General features: G+C 58.4%; 15 protein-coding genes and 1 pseudogene. 10 read left to right on the forward strand and 6 right to left on the reverse strand.

What is annotated here, in order from left to right:
* The first annotated feature begins 17 nt into the window (after positions 1 to 17).
* Positions 18 to 578, forward strand: a complete 561-nt coding sequence (locus PSDT_RS02530) for a methylated-DNA--[protein]-cysteine S-methyltransferase (RefSeq protein ID WP_006289865.1) — start codon at positions 18 to 20, stop codon at positions 576 to 578.
* Here PSDT_RS02530 and PSDT_RS02535 read toward each other — a convergent pair.
* From PSDT_RS02535 to PSDT_RS02550, 4 genes are all read right to left on the reverse strand, one after another.
* On the reverse strand, positions 505 to 1,227 hold the full coding sequence (locus PSDT_RS02535; RefSeq protein ID WP_006289866.1) for a Crp/Fnr family transcriptional regulator: 723 nt from the start codon (positions 1,225 to 1,227) through the stop codon (positions 505 to 507). The genes PSDT_RS02530 and PSDT_RS02535 overlap by 74 nt on opposite strands.
* A 130-nt stretch (positions 1,228 to 1,357) precedes the next feature.
* Positions 1,358 to 1,936 (reverse strand): hypothetical protein, encoded by a 579-nt coding sequence (locus PSDT_RS02540; protein WP_006289867.1) that lies wholly within the window; start codon positions 1,934 to 1,936, stop codon positions 1,358 to 1,360.
* 144 nt (positions 1,937 to 2,080) lie between these two features.
* On the reverse strand, positions 2,081 to 2,308 hold the full coding sequence (locus PSDT_RS02545) for a heavy-metal-associated domain-containing protein (RefSeq protein WP_036696577.1): 228 nt from the start codon (positions 2,306 to 2,308) through the stop codon (positions 2,081 to 2,083).
* Between the two features lie 148 nt (positions 2,309 to 2,456).
* Entirely contained in the window at positions 2,457 to 4,307 is a 1,851-nt protein-coding gene (locus PSDT_RS02550; protein WP_006289869.1) for a heavy metal translocating P-type ATPase, read from the reverse strand.
* 353 nt (positions 4,308 to 4,660) lie between these two features.
* On the opposite strand from PSDT_RS02550, the gene hflX reads away from it, so the two are divergent.
* Together hflX and PSDT_RS02560 are read left to right on the forward strand one after the other, a co-directional pair.
* Positions 4,661 to 6,508 carry a GTPase HflX gene (gene hflX, locus PSDT_RS02555; protein WP_006289870.1) on the forward strand — a complete coding sequence of 616 codons (1,848 nt, stop codon included), beginning with the start codon at positions 4,661 to 4,663 and terminating at the stop codon, positions 6,506 to 6,508.
* Positions 6,509 to 6,631: 123 nt separating this feature from the next.
* A complete protein-coding gene (locus tag PSDT_RS02560; protein WP_006289871.1) occupies positions 6,632 to 7,594 on the forward strand; it encodes an L-lactate dehydrogenase in 963 nt (320 codons plus the stop codon).
* Between the two features lie 416 nt (positions 7,595 to 8,010).
* Here PSDT_RS02560 and PSDT_RS08525 read toward each other — a convergent pair whose 3' ends face one another.
* Complete coding sequence (locus PSDT_RS08525; protein WP_223293610.1) at positions 8,011 to 9,018, reverse strand: endonuclease domain-containing protein; 1,008 nt, start codon at positions 9,016 to 9,018, stop codon at positions 8,011 to 8,013.
* Positions 9,019 to 9,388: 370 nt separating this feature from the next.
* Here PSDT_RS08525 and PSDT_RS02580 point away from each other — a divergent pair, with 370 nt between their 5' ends.
* Together PSDT_RS02580 and PSDT_RS02585 are read left to right on the forward strand one after the other, a co-directional pair.
* A complete protein-coding gene (locus PSDT_RS02580) occupies positions 9,389 to 10,231 on the forward strand; it encodes an alpha/beta fold hydrolase (RefSeq protein ID WP_169309815.1) in 843 nt (280 codons plus the stop codon).
* Between the two features lie 159 nt (positions 10,232 to 10,390).
* A complete protein-coding gene (locus PSDT_RS02585) occupies positions 10,391 to 10,879 on the forward strand; it encodes an ASCH domain-containing protein (RefSeq protein WP_006289874.1) in 489 nt (162 codons plus the stop codon).
* Here PSDT_RS02585 and PSDT_RS02595 read toward each other — a convergent pair.
* Positions 10,876 to 11,887: pseudogene (locus PSDT_RS02595) on the reverse strand (zinc-binding dehydrogenase). The gene PSDT_RS02585 and the pseudogene PSDT_RS02595 sit on opposite strands and share 4 nt — an antisense overlap.
* Before the next feature lie 110 nt (positions 11,888 to 11,997).
* Between PSDT_RS02595 and PSDT_RS02600 the strand changes: the two are divergent.
* From PSDT_RS02600 to PSDT_RS02625, 5 genes are all read left to right on the forward strand, one after another.
* Positions 11,998 to 12,990 (forward strand): TrmH family RNA methyltransferase, encoded by a 993-nt coding sequence (locus tag PSDT_RS02600; protein ID WP_006289877.1) that lies wholly within the window; start codon positions 11,998 to 12,000, stop codon positions 12,988 to 12,990.
* A 214-nt stretch (positions 12,991 to 13,204) separates the two neighbouring features.
* Complete coding sequence (gene pheS / locus PSDT_RS02605; RefSeq protein ID WP_006289878.1) at positions 13,205 to 14,272, forward strand: phenylalanine--tRNA ligase subunit alpha; 1,068 nt, start codon at positions 13,205 to 13,207, stop codon at positions 14,270 to 14,272.
* A 116-nt stretch (positions 14,273 to 14,388) separates the two neighbouring features.
* On the forward strand, positions 14,389 to 16,998 hold the full coding sequence (pheT, locus tag PSDT_RS02610; protein ID WP_006290571.1) for a phenylalanine--tRNA ligase subunit beta: 2,610 nt from the start codon (positions 14,389 to 14,391) through the stop codon (positions 16,996 to 16,998).
* A 245-nt stretch (positions 16,999 to 17,243) separates the two neighbouring features.
* On the forward strand, positions 17,244 to 17,975 hold the full coding sequence (locus PSDT_RS02620) for a hypothetical protein (RefSeq protein ID WP_006290569.1): 732 nt from the start codon (positions 17,244 to 17,246) through the stop codon (positions 17,973 to 17,975).
* A gap of 127 nt (positions 17,976 to 18,102) precedes the next feature.
* Entirely contained in the window at positions 18,103 to 18,690 is a 588-nt protein-coding gene (locus tag PSDT_RS02625) for an arginine repressor (protein ID WP_006290568.1), read from the forward strand.
* Positions 18,691 to 18,923 lie beyond the last annotated feature (233 nt).

Consider the following 18,923-nt stretch of genomic DNA (forward strand, 5'->3'; position numbering starts at 1 on the left):
TTCCATGGGAGGTGACAATGTCTCAGACCTGCTTCCTCAGCTATTACCCTTCCCCGCTCGGCACTTTGGCCCTCGCCTCCGACGGCCAGGCGGTAACGGGGATTTGGTTCAAAAAACAGAAATACTTCGCCTCTGGGGTGAACCTTGATGACCCCGGTTCCTACCAGGAAGTGGGGCTTGACCGTTTGCCGGTGTTCATCCAGACCAAGACCTGGCTGGATTCCTATTTCGCCGGTCATGATCCGGGGCCGATCCCCCCGGTGAAAGTCAGCGGCACCCCTTTCCAAGAGGCCGTCTGGCGGATTCTCAGGGAGATTCCCTACGGGCGGACGACCACTTACGGGCGGATCGCGGACCGGCTGGCCAAGGAGGAAGGGAAGGAGCATATGTCCGCGCAGGCGGTCGGTTTCGCCGTCGGGCATAACAAGGTCTCCCTCCTCATTCCCTGCCACCGCGTTTTGGGGGCCGGAGGAAAGCTGACCGGTTATGCGGCCGGGCTGGATGTCAAAGAGAGGTTGCTGGCCTTAGAGAAGGCAGGATCCGCGGGTTCACCTGATACCACTGATGCCCTAATTTGAGCACGGAACCTTCCTGCTGGGCCTGGCCCATCTTCCGGGAGAGGGTCTCCGGGCTGGTGCCCAGATATGAAGCCAGCTCGGCCAGGCTGAAAGACAGATGGACCCGGGAGGACCTCTCTTGACGGCCCAGGTCGGCGAAATAGGCCCTGATCCGGTCCTCCACCCGGGGGAGGGTCAGATAATGGATCTGTCTTTGCAGGCGGTCGTCCCGGTCCAGGGTGAATCGGAGCAGCTGATAGGCAAGCTCTGACTGGGAGACCAACAGCTGGTGGAAGGCGTCGGCCGGGATGGTGCAGACGACGGTGTCCGACCTAGCTTCCAGGAAGATGTCCTCGTTGCGATGGCCGAAAAGCCAATCTTGGCCGGTGAAGTCCCCGCCTTCCATGACTCCTTGGAACTCTGTGGCCCCGTCGGAATTCAGGCGGTTGATGTGAACCCGGCCATGCTCAACGATGACCAGTTGGCTGGGACAGCCAGGGCGGAGGACGACTTCACCTTTGGCGAAATGCCTGCGATGGACCAGGTTTTCGATTCGTTCCTGATCCTCCCATGGGAGCTGTTTGAAGAGGGGGACCAGCTGCACGCACAGGTGGGGCCGCCCTGCCTGACCTGGGTCGTGGGCATGGTCATGATCGGTTTCCGTGTTCATCGCGCTCCTTTGCCTGTGTTCTTTTGCCTGTGTTTCTTCGCTTGCCGGCCCTCTTACCTTCCGCCTTCAGACTTCAGCCTTCCAGCCTATCGTCTTCCACCCGTCTCACTCGTCTCACCTGTCAATCAGTCTAATCCTCATCATCTTCCTCATCGTCCTCTTCCTGGTAAAGGCCTTCCCGTACCTCATGCCCCAGGAATTTCTGCCCTCGGGCGATCTGCTCTTTCAGCCAGGAGTCAAGCTCCTCCATCAGCCTGACTTGCCCGAAATGCCCTTCCTTCCTCGCCAGCTTCTCCGCCCTCTCCACGAACAGGAGCTGGGTGTCGAAGTCTTTGATCAAGCCGAAGAGCTGGTCCTGCCCCTGCGCGTATTTGCCGGCCGCCGATTGCTCCACCATGCTGAATTGCAGGAACTCGTCCGTGGTGGTGGGGATTAGGTCCCCCTCGGAGAAGAGGGAATCGTTGATCTTGATCAGGAATGCCGCTTCGGCCTTTTGCCATTGAGAGGCCACTTCCTCCAGGAAAAAGGAGGTGGGGCCGCCGGCGAAAAGACGGGCCTGCTCGATCTTGAGCAGGTGGATGACCAGGTTGGAGTTGACATGGCCGATCATGGCCCCGGCGGAAGGCAGATGGTGCTCTTTCTCGCTGCGGGCCCTTTCCTCCTCGTAGGCGGCCTCGATCGTTTGCGGGGCTTTTTGCGCTTTTGCCATCGTTCAGTTCCTTTCCTTGTTGATTTCTTGTTGATTTCTCTTGATTTTGGTGGTCGTTTGTTTATTGTTTGTTTATTGGTTTTTGGTGGTTGTTGATGGTTCCTGGTGGTTCCTTGGAATCCCATGCTTTCCTGGCTTGTGGTTTTACGATTCCTTGACCCTGACCTTGTCGACCGTATAGCCCAGTTGGGTGATGACGGACGTCAGGTCTTGGACGGAAGTCATATGATCCTCCACGTGCGCCTTGACTTTGCCGGCGTTGAAGAGGACCTTCACCTCGCTGACTCCTGGCCGCCCTTCGACGGCTTTTTGGATTTTGGTCATGCAGGAGGGGCAGGTCATCCCGCTCAGACTCACTGTGATTTCTTCCATGGCGACCATCCTCGCTTTCTTGTTTTCTGGTTTTGCCTGTTTTGCTTGCCGGCCGCGTTTTTCGGTTCGTGACCGGGAACAGGATCATTGTCTCCCTTTTCCCCAGCCGAATAATTGACATCGGTCAATTATTCGAAAATTTTCCGGCTCATGCCCGGATGAGCCGCAAGGCGTTCAGAATGACCGCCAGGATGCTGATTTCATGGATCAACATGCCCGAGGCCATATGGATGTACCCTGCGAAAAGACCGACCAGGAGCAGGACCACGGTCAGGACGGCGATCGCGATGTTCTCCCGCATGTTGGCCATGGTCTTCCGGGCGTAGAAGAGGGTCGAGACCAATTGGGAGAAGCGGGATTTGACCAGGACGATGTCCGACACCTCGATGGCCACCTGGGTACCGCTGCCGATGGCGATCCCTACATCGGCCCGGGTCAAAGCCGGACTGTCATTGATCCCATCGCCCACGAAGGCCACGCGGTGCCCACGTCTTTGCAGGTCCTGAATGAAGTCATCCTTATCCTGGGGAAGGAAGCCCCCCTTCATCTGGTCGATGGGCAGGCCGGCGGCCGTGGCCTCCACGTTCTCTTGACGGTCTCCGGACAGGAGGATCAACTGGGATCTCCTCGCCATGGACTTCAACTCGGTCAGGGTTCGCAAGGCGTCAGGTCGCAGGGGATTGGAAATCCCCAAGGCATAGGTCAGGCGTCCTTTGCGGGCCATGAGCACATGGGTGCTGGTGGCCGGCAGGTCAGCCGCGGACAGGTCGATGTGATTTTCCCGCATCAACCGTTCATTGCCGACCAGGATCCTTTCCTCTCCTATCAGGGCCTCCAAACCTCGGCCTTCGACCACCCGGCTGCGTTCGACCGGCAGAAGAGCCATCCTTTCCCCGACCTGCTTTTCCTGGGCATAGGCCTGGATGGCCTGGGCCAAAGGGTGGTCGGATTCGTGCTCGACGCTGGCCAGAAGGCGCAGGTTCTCTTGTGGGACTCCGGCGAGGTTCCGCTCCTCGGTGACCGCCGGCCGGCCTTGGGCGAGGGTTCCCGTCTTGTCGAAAACGAAGGAGTCGACCCGGGAAAGCTGGGCGAAGACGTTGGATCCTTTGGCCAGGATCCCTTGTTTCGCCGCCCGGCCGATTCCGGCCACGGTGGAAACCGGGACCCCGATGACCAGGGCTCCGGGGCAGCCCAAGACCAGGATGGTGATGGCCAGCCGGATGTTTTTGCTGACCAGTCCGGTGATCAAGGCGATGAGGAGGACCAGGGGAGTGTAGTACTGGGAGAAGCGGTCGATGAAGCGTTGGGCTTCGGTTTTACTGTCCTGCGCCTCCTCCACCAACTTGATCAGTTGACAGAAAGTGGTATCTTCGCCGACCTTTTGGGCTCGCAGGGCCACGGTTCCGCTGACCAGGAGGGTGCCGGCGAAAACCTGATCCCCCTTCCGTTTATGGCTGGGGTTAGGCTCTCCGGTTATGCTGGACTCATCCACATGGCCTTCGCCATCCAGAACGACCCCATCGACCGGGACCTGGCCCCCGGTTTTGACCAGGAGGTAATCGCCCTGGTCTATGTCGTCGATATCCACTTCGATGGGGTCCCGGTCGACTGGGGAGATGATTTTCAAAGCCGTCTTTGGGGCCATGGCGACCAGGTCCTTGATGGACTGCCGGGTCTTTTCGAGCGTCGCCTCCTCCAAGAGATCTCCTAGGGAAAAGAGCCAGACGACGATTCCAGCCTCGCTGTATTCCCCGATGATGATGGCTCCGATGACGGCGATGGAGACCAATAGCTCGATGGAGATCACCTTGTATCTGAGCGAGCTGATGGCTCTCAGAAGCAGGGGGATGCCGCCGGCTGCGGCGGCCAGGATCATTCCGGCCGTAAAAAGCCAAGGGATATGGGCGACCTTTCCTATCAGGGCCAAGGCCAGGAGGATGGTCATCAGGATCAGGTCGTGTTTTTTGTGCCCGTTGAAGAAATTCTGCACAGTAGCCATCGGATGCTCCTTGTTCGTCGTCGGCCCCCGCTGCTGCGGAGGTCTGATATTGGCAGGGTAGGGGAAAGGGAGAGGGAAGTAATTGACGCCCATCAATTTCATGGGACTTTCTTTTTGCTTTCTGTTTTTTGATTTCTGATCTCTGTTTTTCTGGCATCCAGATGAGTCGCTTTCTTTTCATTCCCTTTTTATTCCTTCCCTTCCCTTCCATTCCCCATTCCTTTCTCCTTTTCTTTCCCTCCTCTCCTTGGAGGAAGCCGAATTCTTACGCTTGTGGACATCCCCAGCGAAAACATCCCTGAGAGACTGGTAGAATGGCGGGAAATAGCGGGAAACCAGAAATTCGAGGTTGAATGGCAGGAAAGACGGGAAAGCAGGCTTATAAGTCAAAAGCGAGCTATAAAAGCGTGAGGAAGGCCGGCGGGCGTCATCGGGCCGACCGGATCCTGGATGAAGACAAGACCAAGGCCAGTGATAATGATCAGGCGTCTCAGATCAACGGCCAAGCGTTGAGGGGCAATGATCGGACATTCGTCGATCAGGTATCTCAAGGAAAAGGAACCGAATCCGAGGGATCGCTCGGAGGCGGGATTCTGTCAGGCTCTTCCGAAGTCCTGATTTCCGATGATCGACAGGCCGGGGCCTCGGCCCGATCCGACTTCGCCCGTAAGGTCAACGGGGAGATCGGCGACGATGGCGAGGCCTGGGAAGAGCGCGAAAGCCGCAATCAGCTGAGGCATATCACCGGCTTGGGCGAACTCCAGGACGTGACCGAAGTCGAATACCGGCAGGTCCGTTTGGAGAAAGTCGTCCTGGTGGGAGTCTGGTCCAGCAAGGAGACCACTTTCGCCCAGGCGGAAGAGTCTTTGCGCGAGCTGGCCGCCTTGGCCCAGACCGCGGGGGCGCAGGTGATGGACGGGGTTCTCCAGCATCGCTTCAAACCGGACTCGGCCACTTACGTCGGCAAGGGCAAGGCCAACGAAATCGCCTCCATCGTGGCCGCCACCGAAGCGGACACCATCGTGGTCGACGCTGACCTGCCCCCTTCCCAACGCCGCGCCTTGGAGGATGTGACCAAGGTGAAGGTGGTGGACCGCACCGCCGTCATCCTGGACATCTTCGCCCAGCATGCCACTTCCCGCGAAGGCAAGGCCCAGGTGGAGCTGGCCCAGCTGGAATACATGCTGCCCCGTCTGCGTGGTTGGGGCGCCGCCCTCTCCCGGCAGGCCGGCGGTCAGGCGGCCGGGGTCAACGGAGGCATCGGCTCCCGTGGCCCGGGCGAAACCCAGATTGAGCTGGACCGACGAATCATCCGCACCCGCATGGCCCGGCTGCGCAAGCAAATCGCCCAGATGGCCCCCTCGCGTGAAATCAAACGAGGTTCCCGCCGCCGTAACGCCCTGCCCACCGTGGCCGTGGTCGGCTACACCAACGCGGGCAAATCCTCCCTGATCAACCGCCTGACCGGTTCCCATGAGCTGGTGGAGAACGCCCTCTTCGCCACCTTGGACACGGCCGTCCGCCAGAGTGAAACGGCGGAGAACCGTCGCTTCATGTATGTGGACACGGTCGGCTTCGTCCGCCGTCTGCCCACCCAACTGATCGAGGCCTTCAAATCCACCTTGGAGGAGGCGGCCGACGCTTCCCTCATCATCCATGTGGTTGACGCCTCTCACCCCGACCCCTTCGCCCAGATCGACGCGGTCAACGCTGTCCTGTCCGATGTGCCTGGGGTGGCCGGCATCCCCAGCCTGATGGTCTTCAATAAGATCGACCGCATCGATGCCGCCACCTTGGAGCGCCTGCGGAATCTGGCCCCGGAGGCCCATTTCGTTTCCGCCGCCACCGGCCAGGGGCTGGAGGAGCTCAAGGCTGCCGTGGAAGCGGGGCTGCCCAAGCCCGACGTGCATGTGGACGCCCTCGTGCCTTACACGGCCGGCTCCCTCATCTCCCAAGTTCGTGAGTTTGGGCACATCGACCAAATCGACTATGAGGAGGAAGGCATCCACCTGGTGGCGGATGTGGATGACCGCCTGGCCGTCCACCTGATCGCCGCCAGCGAGGATTTGGCCTCTGAACGGGGATCTGATCGGGCCGTCGACCAGCCTGTTCACCAGCCTGCCGGCCAGCTTGATTCCGCTTCGACATCCCCTCGGCCCCGCCCTGTCGCGGACCAAAATCGTCAAATCCAGCCGTTATAATGGGACCTGGTTCCAGCGTTGCACCCATGAAATCCTCTCGCTTGCGGATTGGTCAATTATGGTCTGCAGCCAAGGAATTCCAGGGTTCATGCGCGAAAACATCCTAGATCTAAAGAGGTAATTGTGGAAAAGACTTTACGCCGTCCTACCAAGCTCGCCATCATCGGTGCAGGTGCCGTTGGCTCTACCACCGCTTTCGCCGCCGCCCAAGCTGGCGTGGCCCGCGAAATCGTGCTTGAGGACATCGCCAAGCAGCATGTGGAGGCCGAAGTCCTCGACATGCAGCACGGCTCCAGCTTCTATCCGACCGTCTCCTTCGAAGGTTCCGATGACGTGGAGATCTGCCGCGATGCCGATATCGTGGTCATCACCGCCGGCGCTCGCCAGAAGCCTGGTCAGACTCGTTTGGAGTTGGCCGGCGCCACCATCAACATCATGAAGTCCATCATCCCCAGCGTGGTCAACGTGGCCCCTAACGCCATCTACATGCTGATCACCAACCCTGTGGACATCGTCACCTACGTCTCCCTCAAGCTTTCCGGCTTGCCCAGCAACCAGATGTTCGGATCCGGCACCAATCTGGATTCCGCTCGTCTGCGTTTCCTGATTGGTCAGCAGACCGGTGTCAACGTGAAGAACGTGCACGCCTACATCGCCGGTGAACACGGCGATTCCGAGGTCCCACTCTGGTCTTCCGCCACCATCGGTGGCGTTCCTATGATGGATTGGAAGCCAATGGAAGGCCACAATCCTTTGACCGCCGAAGTGCGTGAAAAGATTCACCAGGAAGTGAAGAACGCCGCTTACAAGATCATCGAGGGCAAGGGCAACACCAACTACGCCATCGCCATGTCCGCCGTGGACATCATCAAGGCCATCCTGCAGGATTCCAACCGTATCCTGCCCGTGAGCTCCTTGCTGGAGGATTTCCACAGCATCTCCGATGTCTGCATGTCCGTCCCCACCCTGCTCAACCGCAACGGCGTCAATACCCACCTGAACACCCCGGTGTCCGATGAAGAGCTGGCCGCCCTCAAACGTTCGGCTGAGACCCTGCGCAACACCGCTCGTGAGTTCGGCTTCTAAATTCAAGTTCCGATCTCATCGATTTTCAAGGCCTGGGAGCAATCCTGGGCCTTTTTGTTTGTTTGTTTGATGGCTGGGGCCCTGGGTGGTTGGGACTTTGGGTCTTGTTGGGTGTTTTAATCCCTGAATGGTTTGGCCTTTGGGCGGTTAAAATCCTCTGCCGCCATATACGAAACGAGGTTACAGAAAAGAAGGGTTGAAAACAGCGGCCTGTTTTTTATAACCTCGTTTCGTATACGCCGGCTTGCACCTATCTGATCTGTCTGACCTTTTCCTCTGAATCCCCTTGCCTATCTCCATCATCCTTCTTCCATCAATATTCCCCAATTTGACAATCAGACATTGCATTTCATCCCTTTGCCTGCCAAAACCTTGCATTTCATTCCCCTCGCTTAGCAATAAGGCAGGACCTTACCTCATTGTGATGCCTTCTTCCAATGTCGGGAATCACTGAGCTCCTGATAAGATCGGGGATTCAGACTTGGCAGACCAGCTTCGCCACGGTTCAGGGCCCGGCGCACCTGCATGACGAAGGTCCGTCGTCCCTGAGGGGATTGAATCATGGAATGCTCAATGAAAAGAACTTTCCATCCGCGCGAAATCAGGGCATTCTGTCTTTTCAAATCCTCACTTATCTGTTCATGATGATGAGTGCCGTTATATTCAATGCCAACCTTGTGCTCAGGATAAGCCAAATCCACGAGGAAAGAGGTCCCATCGCCAATCCGATAATTCACCTGGGGAAGAGGCAGCCCCGAAGAGAGCAGAATCAAGCGCAGCAAGGTCTCGTAAGGCGAATCGGTGCCGGGCTCCATAAGGTTCAGCGCCCGCCAGCATTTCTTTTTGCCACGAAAAGCAGGGCTAGCCTTAAGAAACGCGCGGATCCGGTCTTTGCTCGAACATCGCAAGCGACGGTCCCTGCAGATCATCGCGTCGCCAAGAAGCACAAGCCGCGGCAGTTCGAAGGTCGCTGCTAGTTGGGCGAAAACCGCTTCAGGCGATGAAGTCGTCATGTCGCCGAGTGCAATCAGGGAGCTCGGTTCGCTGACCGGTGGCCAGATATGGGTATAGACACCCACCAGATGATACAAGTTCGCGCGCGAGGGAACACAGGCATGTGCCTGCTTGCGTCCGTCTGCTATGGGCGGCCACTCGGGTTGGAAATCGTCAGGTTCAAGCGGCTGATTGGATTTTGCGGGGGAAAGATCAGGGATGGTAATGCTCTCGACTTCCGGCAGTCCAAGTAGCCGGGCCGCAGACAAATGGCTGGGAATCACCAGATGCGAAGTCCTTTTTTGGATAGCGGTCAGGCGCTGCATTTCCTGATGATGCCGGGCCCAGGCTGCATGACGCATCAGGGCGGATGCCGGCGGCTCTTTTCCGAAAAACACCATGCTTCCAGCTAATCGCAGGCCCAGGCTCATTGCAAGGGTGACTTTGAAAATGTGGATAAGTCTGTGGAAAGGAAAGAGAGTCTGTGGGGACAAGGTTGAAGGATGGGTAATAATGCGGTGATTATTTAATGGATGATTATTTTTTGATGAGCCTTTGATGATTTTTGGTTGATTCTTAACGGCGTATACGAAACGAGGTTACAGAAAAGAAGGGTTGAAAATAGGGGCCTGTTTTTTATAACCTCATTTCGTATACGCCATAGGGGGGGGGAATGGGAGGGGGAATAGGAAAATAAATTCCTTGACAATGCCAATGATTTATCTGTGTCTGGCTATCATGAGGATGTTCCTAGCTCGGAAAATCAGGAATTCCAAGCAAGCAAGGATGGAAAGAGGCCGGATGAATCAGGCAGATCAGACAGGCAAGACCGGCAAGGTAATTCAGGCAAACCAGGAAGGCGTAAGTCCAGATGAAGTCTTGAAGGAAATCAAGGAGCGGCCGACCCGGCGGTGGAATTGGGCCCGTCGGGTTCTTCTTGCCTTGTTGGCGGTCGTTCTCGTTGCGCTGGCTGGAATGGGCGTATGGCTGGCTGACTATTACCATGCGGACGGGGTCTATGACCGGGTCGCGCAGCAGGCTGTTTCCTTGGAAGTCGCGCAGAATAAGTCGGAAATCGTGGTCGGCGACCGCAAAGCTCAGACGGGGATTGTCTTTTATCCGGGAGCTAAGGTCGACCCGGCGGCCTATATGCCTTTGATGCTTCGCCTAGCTAAGCAGGGGTATTACTGCGTGATTGTCAAGATGCCGGTCAATCTGGCGGTTCTCAAAGCTGGGGCCGCCGACTCGGTCATAGCACGGCATCGGTCCGTCTCCCGCTGGTGGATCGCCGGCCATTCCATGGGTGGAGCCATGGCCGCTCAGTACGCGTCCAAGCATACGGACCAGCTCCAAGGGGTCATACTTCTGGCAGCCTATAGTACGCAGGACATTTCGCGGACGAAACTGGCCGTATTGACCATCTATGGCAGCAAGGATGGTGTTCTTAACAGGGCGCATCTGGCCAAGTATAAAAAGAATCTTCCGGTAACTTCCCAGCAAACCGTGGAAATTCCGGGAGGCAACCACGCCCGGTTCGGCGATTATGGTCTGCAAAAGGCGATGGTACGGCTACCATCTCCCGGGCTAATCAGCAAAGCCAGACAGCAGCGGCAATCGTCGGATTCATTCGCGAGTATCAGGTGACGAACGGCAGGTAGAGCCGGCATCCTACCGTAAGCTACTATCCATATACGATGTATTTGAAGAAAAAGTCGGTCAGTTCTAGGGATTGGACTAACTTCGTTTTTGTTATAAGGCATAACCGTATCGATATAGGGTATGACCCGGTGAAGGAGTTTTGCATTGGCAGGAGCGGAAGAACCAATCATTGACCAAGCCCGGATTCAGGTTTATTGGGAGGATTTCTGCGCCAAACACGGGCTTGATTCCGAAAAGATTCCTCAGCCGGAAGCCTTCGCTTTTGGTTTGGGATCCGAAATGGAAGATTATCTGGCTGCTTTGGTCAAACGGGGAATCAAAACCGCGACTACCAGCGCTTATGAGCTTTACCAGCCGGATGAGCATCTTCCTCAAGTCGGGGAGTACAATATCATCCTTGATTCGAAGGGGGATCCGGTCTGTGTTACGCAGACCATGGTCGTGGAGGTCATACCTTTCAATCGGATCTCGCAGGAACATGCCTGGCATGAAGGGGAAGGGGACCGGTCTTACGACTACTGGTATCAGGTCCACCTGGATTTTTTCAAGGAAGAATATAAAAATGAAGGCAAGGGGTTGGTCTTTCATGAAGACGCCCCTTGCCTTTGCGAGGTTTTCCAGAAAATCGACTAATCCACTACCACATACGATTTAATGGTCTTGCGGTCGGCCATGTCTTTATAAGCCTGGTTGATCTGATCCAAGCTGTAGGTCTGGGTGAAGACCCGGCCGGGATTGATCTCCCCATCGAGGACGGCCTTGAGCAGGAGCTGCTTGTCGTAGGTGGTCACGCTGGCTGAGCCGCTGGCCATGGCGATGTTGTGGATGAAGTTGTTGACCAGATTCACTCCGCCGAAGTGGGGGACGCCTACATAGCCCACATGGCCGCCGCCATGAACCACGCCCAGAGCCTGCTGGAGAGAGGCCTCCTTACCCACGCATTCCAAAGCGGCGTCAGCCTCGCCTTCCCAGGATCTCGCGGACCTTGGCTATGCCTTCTTCGCCTCGCTCGGCCACCACGGCGGTCGCCCCGGACTCCAAGGCCAGCTTCTGCCGGTTTTCATGACGGCTCATGAGGACTATCTGGGAGGCCCCGCGCATCTTGGCCGCGATGACGGCGCATTGGCCAACGGCCCCGTCCCCGATGACCACGACTTTGTCGCCCTTCTTCACTTCGGCGCAGCGGGCCGCATGGTAGCCGGTCGCCATCACATCAGCCAGGGTCAGCAAGGACTTGAGCATCCCTTCGGTGTAATCCTCAGGCTTGCCCGGCACTTTGACCAGAGCCCAGTTGGCGTAGTGGAAACGCAGGTACTGGGATTGGAAGCCGTTGCTGCAGTTGGTAGGGGCGGGATGATTGTCGCAGGTCCCATCGAAGCCGTCCCGGCAAGCCTGGCATTGGCCGCAACCATGGGTGAAGGGGGCGATGACGAAATCGCCGGGCTTGACAGTGGTGATCTTCTCGCCGGTCTCTTCCACGATTCCAATCGCCTCGTGGCCACCGTTGATGGAATGGGCCTCCTTCTGGTCTCCTTCCTTGTAAGACCACAGACCGGACCCACAGACGCAGGTGCGGATGACGCGGATGATCACATCATCGGGGTTCTGGATGGTTGGTTTGTCGACATCGGCCAGGCTCATGCGGCCGGCCTCCTCAAAATAAGCAGCTTTTATGAAATCTATTCTATCGTTTCTCTTCGGATGGCCGCGGCCATTTACGCCAAGGGCTGGCGGCCGTTTATAATATTCCCATGCCTATCTCTTCGGAAATCCTTGCCAATCCCCGCTCCCAGCGCATCCGCCACATCGCTGACCTTGCTAGGGCTAAGAACAGAAAGAAATACGGTCGCTTTCTGGTGGAAGGGCCGCAAGGGGTCCGGGAGGCGATCGGTTGCAAGCCCGGCCAGGTTCTGGACCTTTATTGCGATCAGGACTTCCTCCAGTTCCAGGAATCCCAGGCTGATTCAGTAGTGGGAGATCTGGCGTACAAGGCTGATGACAGAGGGATTCATGTGCATGTCTGCTCGGCTGAGGTCATGGATGCGATCAGCAAGGATTGCCAGGGAATCGCGGCTGTAGTCAGGAAGGGAGCCGTAGACGATCAGCCTCCTACTGGGGATGGCTTTCGTCAGAGTAGCAGCGATGATGGAGATCATGGTAAAGCCAGAAGCAAAGACGAGAACAAAGGCATAGGCAACGGTAAGGGCATAGGCAAAGATAAGGGCGAAAATAGAAGCAAGAACAGAGGCTTCTACGCAGCTTGCTGGCAGCTGAGGGACCCAGGCAACGCAGGGACCATCATCCGATTGGCTGATGCCGCTGGCCTGGATGGGGTCATTTTGGTCGATGATTGCGTGGACGAGACCAATCCGAAAGTGGTCCGGTCCACGGCCGGCTCCCTTTTCCACCTTCCGATCATTCGTATGGGCATCGATGATTTCTTCGCTTTCGCCCAAGAACACGGAGCCACGGTGGTTGCGGCCGACGCTTATGGGACGGACCAGGTCCCGGTGAAAGAACTGCCCGCCTTCCTGGACGAATGGCGGCGGACCGGACAGGATCAGGAAAAGGCTGGTTCCGCCCCGACCATCGTTCTTTTCGGCAATGAGGCCCGCGGCCTGGACGATCCCCTGATCAACCGCTGCCAAGAGGCGGTGAGGATCCCCCTGTATGGGAAGGCCGAATCCTTGAATGTGGCCATGAGCGCCGCGGTGATCCTTTATTCCCTGGCCATGGCGGACTGACCGCAGCCAACTGGAGTCGGCGCTTTGATTTTCCAGTCTTTCCGCCATGATCCGCGGTCGCCTATGTCTTAACACGTGGGGATAATCGAAGTCAGAAGTGTGACACGATGGCGTCAGCATGCAGGTCGGAAGACCGAATGGCTGGCGCTTTGCGTTTTCACCGGGTTACACAGGCAGATGAACAGTTGATAGTGATTATGGTGAAAGGGGCCCCGTGGCAGACGAATTCGCCTTCGACGCAGACTCAGTCAGTTCCGCAGTCCAGGAAGGCATCGAGAAGGTCCAAGCCGCAACGAATCTGGACGAATTGAAAGCCGTCCGTGGCCAGTATGCCGGAGGCGACTCCGTCTTGGCCAAGTCCAGCAAGGCCATTGGGTCTTTGCCGACCGACCAGAAGAAGGAATCGGGCAAGCTCATGGGCAAGCTCCGCGCCGACTTCGGCCGCGCTTACGACGCTAAAGAGGTCGAGCTCAAGGCTCAGGAAGAGGCCCGGCAGCTGGCCGCCGAGACCGTGGACATGACCCAGCCGGTCCGCCGCCATCCTCTGGGGGCCCGGCACCCCTTGCCCAAGCTTTTGGAGGACGTCCAGGACTTCTTCGTCTCCATGGGCTGGCAAATCGCCGAAGGACCGGAAGTGGAAACCGAATGGCATGACTTCGACGCTTTGAACTTCGGGCCTGACCATCCTGCCCGCCAGATGCAGGACACCTTCTACATCAAAGGCAACCAGGCCAAAGATTCCGCCGGTTTCGTCGGTTCCAACATGGTCATGCGCACCCATACCTCACCCGTGCAGGCTCGCGCTATGCTGGACAGGGGAGTGCCACTTTACATCGCCTGCCCCGGCCGCGTTTACCGGACCGATGAGCTGGACGCCACCCATACCCCGGTCTTCCACCAGTGCGAGGCCCTGGCTGTGGATAAGAACCTGACCATGGCTGACCTCAAGGGTGTTCTCGATAAGCTGGCCGTGGCCATGTTCGGCCCTGAAGCCAAGACCCGCCTGCGTCCCTCCTACTTCCCCTTCACCGAGCCCAGCGCTGAGATGGACCTCTGGTTCCCCGACAAGAAGGGCGGCCCCGGTTGGATCGAATGGGGCGGCTGCGGCATGGTCAACCCTAAGGTCCTCCAGTCGGCCGGGATCGACTCCACCGTCTACTCCGGCTTCGCTTTCGGCGTCGGCATGGAACGCACCCTCCTGCTTCGGCATGACATCAACGATATGCACGACCTGGTGGAAGGGGACCAGCGCTTCAGCCAGCAGTTCGTCATGGGCGAGTAGCCGATTCCGCCTGCGGGACATTGGCCGGGATGGCCATTCCCGTCCTCGCCCGAAGAGACTTTAAGAAACAAGAAACATAGGAAACACTCACAGGAACGTCAAGGAAAGTAGTTGATATGCCACTGATTGATATGGGCTGGCTGCGTGAGCACGTGGCAGTGCCCGAAGACGAGACTTACGAACAGCTGGCCGCGGACTTGGTCAAGGTCGGTCTGGAAGAGGAAGCCATCCATCATGGCGAGGTCATCGGGCCGATCGTGGTCGGTCACGTGGTCGACTTGGTCAAGGAGGAGCAGAAGAACGGGAAGATCATCTCCTGGTGCCAGGTGGATGTAGGCTCTTACAACGTGGAGGACGAATCCGGAAAGAAGGTCCCCCGGGGGATCGTCTGCGGGGCCCCCAACATCGCCAAAGACGAGCTGGTCGTGGTGACCCTGCCGGGTGCCGTTCTGCCAGGCGATTTCAAGATCGAGCCCCGCAAGACCTACGGCCACCTGTCTGACGGCATGTGCGCCTCCGCCCGTGAACTGGGCCTGGGCGATGACCACAGCGGCATCATCCTGCTGAAGAATTATGGCCTGTCCAAAGAGCAGGTGGAGGATCTCAAGCCGGGCGACGACCTGATGGGCCTCTTGGGCCTAGGGGAGCCGGTCCTGGAGATCAACATCACCCCCGATCGCGGCTATGCCTTCTCCTACCGGGGGGTGGCCCGGGAGTTCCATCATTCCACCGGAGCCGTTTTCACGGACCCTGTGGATACCCTCAACGAGCGCGCCCCCAAGCTGGGCCATTCCACGGCCGGCATGGGGGACATCGAGGTCATCGTTCAGGACGATAACCCTATCCGTGGTCAGATTGGCTGCGACCGCTATTACGCCCGACGCGTCGATGGCTTGGACAATACAGTGAAGAGCCCCCGATGGATGGCCCACCGCCTTCAGCGTTCCGGCATGCGGTCCCTGTCCCCTCTGGTGGATGTGACCAATTACGTCATGCTTGATCTGGGGCAGCCTTTGCATGCCTACGACGCTGACAAAATCGCCCCTCCCATCGTGGTTCGGCGGGCCGTGGAAGGGGAGAAGCTGGTCACCCTCGATGGGAAGAGCCACGACTTGAGCGTGGAAGACCTGCTGATCACCGATTCCCCCGATGGGGTCCAAGGGTCCCGGATCCTGGGCATCGCCGGTGTGATGGGCGGCCAGTACGGGGAAGTGACCGAGGAGACCAGGAATGTCCTCCTGGAGTCGGCCCATTTCGACCCGGTTTCCATCGCCCGTTCCGCCCGCCGACATAAGATCCCCTCCGAGGCCTCCCGCCGTTTCGAACGCGGGGTCGATTATCGGCTGCAGGCCGCGGCCGCCGAAGAAGCGGCGGAATTGATGAGTTCCATCGCCGGTGGCAAGGCCAGCCCCACCCCGGTCGACTATGACTGGACGGTCCATGTTCCTTCCATCCGTTTCAAGACGTCCGAAGTCAAGCGTTTGACTGGCCTGGACCTGTCCGTCAGCCAGATCACGGAAATTCTGACCGACATCGGCTGCCAGTGGGGTGGTGGCGGTAACGGGGAACTGGTGGTTAACCCGCCCAGCTGGCGTCCTGACCTGGCCTATCCCTGCGATTTGGTGGAAGAGGTGGCCCGCCTGTATGGCTATGACCGGATTCCCGTGCGCGTGCCGCAGATCGCCGTCGAAGGGGCCGTCGGTCTCACCGCAGATCAGACCCGGCGCCGGTGGGTGGCCGATACCTTGGCTGAGTACGGTCTGACGGAGATCTGGTCCTACCCCTTCGTGGGAGAGCAGGATTTTCAGGACTTCGCCCTGGAAGCCGAGCAGGTGGAACCGATCAGCGTGCAGCTGGCCAATCCCCTGGCCGGGGACCGACCTTTCCTGAGGCGGGATCTCTTGTTGACTTTGGCCCACACGGTGCAGAGGAACATCCGTCGGGGGAACCCGAACGTCCGTCTGTATGAGCTGGGGCACGTCTTCGATTGGGATCCCCAGGCGCCCGCCATTCCGGCCTTGCCTGGCGGCCAGCGCCCCACCGATGAGCAGCTGGATGCCTTGAACGCCGGCTTGCCCGAGCAGCCCGAGCACGTGGCGGCCATCCTCACGGGCGAGGCCGAGGACGCCGGTTGGTTGGGCGAGTCCCGTCCGGTCGATTGGACCGACGCCGTGGAAGCCGTTCGTCGCCTGAGTGACCGGCTTGGGGCTGATTTGCGGCTGGACCAGCCCGCGGCCGATCAGGTCCCCGCCAGCTGGCACCCGGGCCGCTTCGCCTACGTGACTTTGGCCGATGGGACCCAGGTGGGCCAGGTGGGTGAGCTGCATCCGAGGGTCAACGAGAACCTGGGCTTCCCCGCCCATTCCGCCGCCTTCGAAGTCGACTTGACGGCCATCTTCCAAGCGGTCAAGTACACGCCTTTGCAGGCCAAGCCGATTTCCTCCTATCCGCCGGTCCATCAGGACCTGGCCTTCACCGTTTCCTTCTCCGTCACCGCCAGCCAGGTGGAAGAGGCCATCCGCCAGGCGGCCGGCCCGGCTTTGGAGTCCCTGGAACTCTTCGACGTCTATCAAGGCGATCAGGTGGGAGAAGGGGAGAAGTCCCTGGCTTACTCCATCACCTTCCGTTCTCCGGACAAAACTCTGACCTCCGATGAGGTGGACGCTTTGCGGTCCTCCGTCGTCTCGGCCGTTCAAGACGGTGTGGGGGCTCAGCTGCGGGCGTAAGCCTTCCGCGGATCTCCCCTCATCCTGGCTGAAAGTTGTTGGGTGAGGACCAAACCCTGGGTTTTTGGCCCGGGGTTTTCGATTTCCTGGGGTCTTCTGATTGGTTTGATCTTTGCTGTCGGCCTCCTGATCTGCTTTTGGGCTGATTTCATGGTCGGTTTCCCCTCGGATTTCTCCGCTGAATCCTTGGCCGACTTTCTGGTCGACTTGCGAAAAATGCATAAAGCGTGTATATTAATGTCGTTATGCATGATGTGCATATAGATAACGATAAGAGGATCAGCATGAGCGTTTTTTGGATGGAGCAAGATCCGACCTCTCAAGCCGGAGGGAGCCAGCGTCCCGCGCCGGCGCAACCCGAAGCCGGACAGGCCGGTGAACCCGCTTACGGGCAGATGGCCAGCAAGTATCCCGGTTGGGACCCTTACGTTTACGGCCGTCCGGACGAAGACTCCTCCTCTCAGCCGAAAGGCAAGGGGCCTGAGTCCACGCCTTCCTCCCCGATGCCCGCCATTGGCTCTGGTCCAGGTTCTGCGAACGGACTCGACTCCGGCCAGGGGCAAAGACCCGGCGCTCACGCCTCCGATCAGAATCGGAACGCGGGCCAAGGCGGCCCCTTCGATCCCAGGCAAGTCCCCACCTTCACCAATCGTCGGGGTCAACAGATTCCGGTGACTGAGCTGGACCCGGATAACCCCGATTACAATCCGCTTTACGGACGGTGGTCGGCCATGGCCATCTGGTCCCTGGTCCTCACCATCCTCAATCTACAGCCGCTAGGAGTCTTCCTGGCGCTGATCGCCATTCCCCGCATCCGGCATTTTCATATGAAAGGCCTGGCCATCGCCATCATCTCCATTGTCCTTCTGGTCGTGGAGATGGTCCTCCTTTTCCTATGGATCCGCAACGGTCATACCATCGATGATATTTATGCCTGGTATGACACCCTGCTCAACCAGATGAGGCAATCGGACTGAGTCCATCCTTTCCGAGGGCATATCCCTCATTCCAGGGCAGGGGACCGAACGGCAAAAGCAGACTGACAAAACCAACATACAAAACAAAAACAACCAAGACAAATACAAAACAACATAGGAGGCAATCATGCTCCAAGGAGATACCCGCCCATCCACCCGAGTCGCCCGCCGCGACGCCATCGAGCGCATCCTCAATTCCCAGGATGTCAATTCCCAGCAGCAGCTCCAGGTCTTGCTGTCCCAGCAGGGGATCGACGTGACCCAGGCCACGTTGAGCCGTGACTTGGACGAGATGAAGGCCATCAAGATCCGCCATGACGACGGGTCCGTGGCTTACGCCCTGCCCACCCAGGACGAAATCAAGCGCTTCGCCCGGAAGTCGGAGTCCGAATCCGCTTACGCCCTCATCTCCGCCGGCAAGAAGGCCCTCGGCCCCGATAGCTTCAGCCGGAGCGAGCAGCGCCTGTCCCGCGTGATCAACGGCCTGGTCACCTCCGTGGATTTCGCCAACAACCTGATCGTGGTGAAGACCTCCGAAGGGGCCGCTGAATACGTGGGGTCCGCCATCGACCGCCAGATCCTGTCCGATATCCTCGGCACCATCGCCGGCGATGACACGGTCATGCTGGTGGCCCGCAACGAAGAGGCCGCCCGCAACCGCAGCCTGTGGATCCTGGCTTTGGCCTCAGGGGAAAACGCCAGGAAGTTCAACTGATCCCTTCGATTCCTTTTCCCGTTCGGCCGGCTGGTTGATTGGGTCCTTGGTTCGGTTTTCCCATCGTAGAGCCGCTTGCGGTCGTTTGATCCGGTCCTGCCTTCGCGCAGGGCCGGTTTTTCTTTAAGTAAAAAGAAGGGCTGAAAGGCCGGGGAGGGAGGAGGAAAGTAGGGGTCGGGTATTACGATACTGAATGCTGTATATATTTAAGTACCTTGAGAAAGCAAGGTGAT

Origin of the sequence: Parascardovia denticolens DSM 10105 = JCM 12538 (genome assembly GCF_001042675.1) — a bacterium.
GTDB classification, from domain to species: Bacteria; Actinomycetota; Actinomycetes; order Actinomycetales; family Bifidobacteriaceae; genus Scardovia; species Scardovia denticolens.